General features: G+C 40.4%; 5 protein-coding genes and 2 pseudogenes. 3 read left to right on the forward strand and 4 right to left on the reverse strand.

Annotation, left to right across the window (positions count from 1 at the left end):
• Positions 1-44 precede the first annotated feature (44 nt).
• Entirely contained in the window at positions 45-980 is a 936-nt protein-coding gene (locus IQ234_RS19835) for an NAD-dependent epimerase/dehydratase family protein (protein WP_193958337.1), read from the reverse strand.
• 259 nt (positions 981-1239) lie between these two features.
• Here IQ234_RS19835 and IQ234_RS19840 point away from each other — a divergent pair, with 259 nt between their 5' ends.
• Together IQ234_RS19840 and IQ234_RS19845 are read left to right on the forward strand one after the other, a co-directional pair.
• The gene (locus IQ234_RS19840; protein WP_193958338.1) at positions 1240-1686 is read left to right on the forward strand and encodes a DUF29 domain-containing protein; all 447 of its coding nucleotides are present in this window, start codon (positions 1240-1242) and stop codon (positions 1684-1686) included.
• 146 nt (positions 1687-1832) lie between these two features.
• A pseudogene (locus IQ234_RS19845) lies at positions 1833-2297 on the forward strand (DUF29 domain-containing protein).
• On the opposite strand, the gene IQ234_RS19850 reads toward IQ234_RS19845, so the two are convergent.
• On the reverse strand, positions 2294-3082 hold the full coding sequence (locus IQ234_RS19850) for a hypothetical protein (protein WP_193958339.1): 789 nt from the start codon (positions 3080-3082) through the stop codon (positions 2294-2296). The pseudogene IQ234_RS19845 and the gene IQ234_RS19850 sit on opposite strands and share 4 nt — an antisense overlap.
• A 98-nt stretch (positions 3083-3180) precedes the next feature.
• Between IQ234_RS19850 and IQ234_RS21425 the strand changes: the two are divergent.
• A pseudogene (locus IQ234_RS21425) lies at positions 3181-3303 on the forward strand (IS630 family transposase); the annotation flags it as partial.
• A 4-nt stretch (positions 3304-3307) separates the two neighbouring features.
• Here the strand turns inward: IQ234_RS21425 and IQ234_RS19855 are convergent.
• Entirely contained in the window at positions 3308-3844 is a 537-nt protein-coding gene (locus IQ234_RS19855) for a type IV pilin-like G/H family protein (RefSeq protein WP_193958340.1), read from the reverse strand.
• Between the two features lie 378 nt (positions 3845-4222).
• Entirely contained in the window at positions 4223-4765 is a 543-nt protein-coding gene (locus IQ234_RS19860) for a type IV pilin protein (protein ID WP_193958341.1), read from the reverse strand.
• Between the last annotated feature and the right edge of the window lie 116 nt (positions 4766-4881).

The following is a 4881-nucleotide window of genomic DNA, read 5'->3' on the forward strand; positions in this document are numbered from 1 at the left end:
CTTCCCCACTTCCCCACTTCCCCACTTCCACCAGAAAATTAATTTTATTGCTGTGCCAAGATCTGGTCATCGATCGCCAAGTCTATTTCTTGCCGATCGCGACCGGAAGCGAGATAATCATTCTGGAAGGAGTCTGTTAAACCACTGACGAGATCATATTCAGGCTGCCAGTTTAACTCCCGGGTGGCTTTATTAATATCAGCGTAGAAATGTTGAACCCGCAGGGGGAAAGGTTTCTTTTTGCCGAAGTCAAATTTTTTGGGGTTATAGTTAACAATCTCGATTTCCTCGGCATTTTTCCCCATGGCTGCCGCGCAAGCTTTTGCTAAACCGTTAAAAGTTACATAGCGATCGCCTGAAATATTATACACTTGACCGATAGCCTGAGAATTACCCAATACTGCGGCCATGGCCTTAGCTAGATCAGCAACGTGACCAAATTGGGTAAAATGTTCCCCATGACCGGGTATAGGAATAGGACGATTACGAACCAAACGGTCAAAAAACCAAGCTTCTAGGTCATTATAGTTCCCCGGTCCGTAGATATAAACTGGACGGATAGAAGTCCAGGGTAAACCCATCTCGCTTAAATATTTTTCTGTCTCGTGTTTTCCCTTGTGGCGACTTTTGGGATCTAGTTTATCCCCTTCTTTATGGGGCATTTGGTCGGATTTTAGATAAACCCCCGCCGAGCTAACATAGACAAAATGCCCGATTCTGTCCCTAAATATCTCGACGAGGGGCTGAGTATCACTTAATTCTCTGCCATTATTGTCGAAAATTGCCTCAAAACTCTCATTTTTAAGCTTTTCTTTCAGTTGCCCTGGGTCGGTGCGATCGCCATGAATCTGTCGTACTCCAGCAACCGGGGCGGGTTTATTGCCACGATTGAATAATACTACCTCATGACCCTGTTCTACTAACACTTTAGTCAAAGAAACGCCGATAAATCGGGTTCCACCCATAATTAAAATTTTCATCAGTCGCCATTGTCAATATCAAGGTTATATTATCCCTCGATCGGTGCGGTTTGTGGCTTGTTAGTTTTGGGTTTTCGGGGCATCCCATCAATCCGTTGAGTAACGCACAGAAAACGGGTTTCTCCGAGAAACCCGTTTTCTACTCATGCACTCATGAAAAAAGGGGAATAAATAATCAGTCTTTAATAACCGGATTTAGTCTGAATTGACCAAGTTTCGCTAAAATGAAGGCAATTAGTCAACATAAGAGGTCAAAATTATGACTTTAGCCAAGATAAAAAATCTTTATGATCAAGATTTTGCTTTGTGGATACAGAAAACGGTTAAGCAATTAAAATCTGGGGATCTATCTCAGGTTGATTTAGAGAATTTGATTGAGGAGGTGGAATCTTTGGGAAGACGAGATAAAAGGGAACTAAAAAACCGTTTAATTACATTATTTGAACACGGTTTAAAACGCCGTTATCTTCTTTTGTCTGACTGTTATCGAGGTTGGGAAGTAACAATTAAACGCTGTCAATTGAAGTTAAAAGATATCCTTAAAGATTCCCCTAGTTTATGCAGTTTTTTGACCGATATTTGTGATGATTGTTATCAGGAAGCGTTGGAAAATATGCGAATTGAATATGATGCTATTTTTCCCGATGTTTGTCCTTTTTCTAAGGATATTGATGGTTTATTAAACCATAAGTTTTGGGAAAGTTAAAGTAACGTACAGAAAACGGGTTTCTCCGAGAAACCCGTTTTCTACTCATGCACTCATGCAAAAAGCGGAATAAATAATCAGTCTTTAATAACCGAATTTATTGTGATTTTCAAGAAATGAATTTAAGTTTAACAGGGAGAAAAATTATGACTTTAGCCAAGATAAAAAATCTTTATGATCAAGATTTTGCTTTGTGGATAGAGAAAACGGTTAAGCAATTAAAATCTGGAGATTTATCTCAAGTTGATTTAGAGAATTTGATCGAGGAGGTGGAGTCTTTGGGAAGACAAAACAAAAGAGAACTAAAAAACCGTTTAATTACATTATTTGAACAGGCTTTAAAACGGCGTTATCTTCCTTTGTCCGACTGTTATCGAGGTTGGTAACTAACAATTAAACGCTGTCAATTTAAGTTAAAAGATATCCTTAAAGATTCCCCTAGTTTATGCAATTTTTTAACTGATATTTGTAATAATTGTTGTCAGGCAGCGGTGGAGAATATGCGAATTGAATATGATGCTATTTTCCCCGATATTTGTCCTTTTTCTAAGGATATTGATAGCTTATTAAATCATAAGTTTTGGCAGGATGAAAAATACGCTAACCCCTAATCTTTCGGGGGAATCGCCATCACTTGATTATCGCCTAACACAACTAATTTACCGCCCAATTTTTCGATATTTTCCTTAGCTAACTTGCGGGTTTCTTCATCTTGGCTATTTATCCAGACTAACATCCAGGCACCAACTCTGGGAGCGCGACTATCGGGATTAGTTTCTAAAAATTTTACTGTTCCCCTAGCGGATTTTTCGATAAATTCATTACCAGCAATTTTCGCCCAATCGGCAGCCATTTGATAGGATTTTTTTGCCGCAGGAATATCGCCTAAAAATAATAGTTCATCCACTCCTTTATATAACCAAATAAAATAGGCATCGGTGACATCAGGAGTGAGTTTTGATAAACCCTTATTCATAATCTCAATTGTTCTTTCGGGTTTGCCAGCATTGACAGAAGAAGGGACGGACATCATCAAATAAGCGCGGACAAATTTTGGGTCATTTTTGGTGACAATTTCCATAAAATCGGGACTTAAACCGTAGCCAGTCTCCTTGCGAGCATCCCCATCGCCATAATATTGAATAAACTGTAACATTGACCAATTGGCTAACATATTATCAAAGCCAAAAGCTGGCATATTTTTTAATAACTCAACCTGAGCATTTTCTATGGTAGATTCTTGACTATAATTTCTTTCTAATAACTTTTCTTTGGTCAAGGTTTTCACCTTTTCCTGTTGCATTTCCACAGTGACAATGATTAGTCCACCGATGACGGCGACTAAACCAAGAGTTTTAAGTAGGGATAGATTGAGCGTTTTTTTTGCGCCTAGCATAGCTTTAAACGAAAGTCAATAACATTAACAAAAATAAAAGGTTTTTCGGTTATTTTAGAGACTGTTCGTAAATGAATATTAAGCAGTAAACTGACCACTTTGATCAACCTCCCTATTGTTGAGAAGTAAATCCCATTGAGAGAGTTTGTCCATATTTGAAAAACTTATTGGCATGGAGTAATTTTAACTCCCTTGATCACTCAAGAAGTAAACTTTACAATGGATTTAAGGTAATGGACTCACCTGCTGAACCCCTGATAGATCATTAAGCGTAATGCCATTCGTGCAGCCGCCAGAAGTGTTGACAAAAACATCATCTTGTAAAGCATTTTCATCTTCACAGATAACGGGAAATAAGCGCCCGTCTGGTCTCAGTCCGACTCCTCCTGCATAATTTTTAATATCATTATTAAATCTAGTCGCGTCCGCTCTATAGGAAGATTGAGTAATAGTGGGAGCAAAGTGATCCGTAAAAGTATAAAATCTAGCGTTGTTAATGCCATTAATGGGTAATTGATTTGGATTATTTACACTGGCAAAAATACCATTTTCGTAGCGATAAGCCTGTTGGGCGCGATTGATTTGTCCCAGTATCGCGATTGCTTCTGCTTGCCTACTTTTGGCGACTTGCCCTAATAGATTCGGTAAACCGACGGCGGCGAGGACTCCTAATATAACCACCACTACTAGCAATTCTATTAAGGTAAAACCCCTCGCTTTTTTCCCTTGTGATTTAATTGCTAAAAAAAGAAGGTATTTCATGGTTAGGCCCTGGCAATATTGCCTGTATTTTTCTAGTTGGGCGTTGGAGATTTCAGCTATCAGCTTCCTATGGCAATAGGTAAGGGACTCCAAGAAAGAATCTGGCAATTCCCTTACCTAAAAAGAAGGTCACTACGTCAAGGCTTTTAGCTTGACAAATTAGGTTTAAGATTCGGTTCTTGTTATCAGACGTGAGTTTTTAGTTCACTGTTTACCGATTACTGATAAAATCCCATCCCCAAAGTAACCAAGAGCGCAGATTTTCCAAGAGAATATTTCCCTGTCACCTTCGGCTAAGGTGTGATTAAGATGGAGTTATGAAATTGCGATTGTCAGAGAATTAGGCAACCGCAACCCCCATACTTTTCTAGACTACCATTACTGAACCTGATTAGCAACAGCAGTACCAGCACAAGCTGCGTCCGTAGTAACAGTACCAATATTAGTTAAATCACCTGCGGCTACAGCAGTACTGGCGGCAGTGGCCTGTTCACAGATAACAGCAGAAAAAGCGCCAGAGGTGCTGTTTCGACCGACGGCAGCTCCGTATTCGAGAATATCGTTCTCATAGACTGTACGAGGGGCCATATGTGCCTCAGCACCGCCAGCAGTGGGACTACCTGTGACAGTGCTGGGCTGTGTATAGTAGATGGTGGTAAACTGAACGGGCAACTGAGACACAGTACCAAAGGCTGTGTTTTCCAAGCGGTAAACCTGTTGGGCGCGGTTAACGGCACCGAGGTTGGTGCGAGCTTCAGCTTGTCTGCCTTTGGCCACCTGACCGAGGAGGTTGGGGAGAGCGATGGCGGCCAGTACACCGATGATGATAACAACCACTAGGAGTTCGATGAGGGTGAAACCTTTGTTGCCGTTCTTTTTGTTGAGAGCTTGGATGAGTTTGAATTTGAAAGCGGAGTTCATAGCTGTATTCCTGATGGATGTTTTCTTGTCTGTAATCAATTTACCCATTTGTTTCAGAAAACCTATCACCCTTGGGAAAATTTTTTTTGGGGAAGTGGGGTAGTGGGGAAGTGGGG

The organism is Microcystis aeruginosa LEGE 91341 (genome assembly GCF_015206885.1).
GTDB lineage: Bacteria > Cyanobacteriota > Cyanobacteriia > Cyanobacteriales > Microcystaceae > Microcystis > Microcystis aeruginosa_H.

Excerpts from the sequence above, each read along its gene's own strand:
- IQ234_RS19835 (WP_193958337.1), bottom strand. The coding sequence starts at position 980 with ATGAAAATTTTAATTATGGGTGGAACCCGATTTATCGGCGTTTCTTTG.
- IQ234_RS19840 (WP_193958338.1), top strand. The coding sequence starts at position 1,240 with ATGACTTTAGCCAAGATAAAAAATCTTTATGATCAAGATTTTGCTTTG.
- IQ234_RS19850 (WP_193958339.1), bottom strand. The coding sequence starts at position 3,082 with ATGCTAGGCGCAAAAAAAACGCTCAATCTATCCCTACTTAAAACTCTT.
- IQ234_RS19855 (WP_193958340.1), bottom strand. The coding sequence starts at position 3,844 with ATGAAATACCTTCTTTTTTTAGCAATTAAATCACAAGGGAAAAAAGCG.
- IQ234_RS19860 (WP_193958341.1), bottom strand. The coding sequence starts at position 4,765 with ATGAACTCCGCTTTCAAATTCAAACTCATCCAAGCTCTCAACAAAAAG.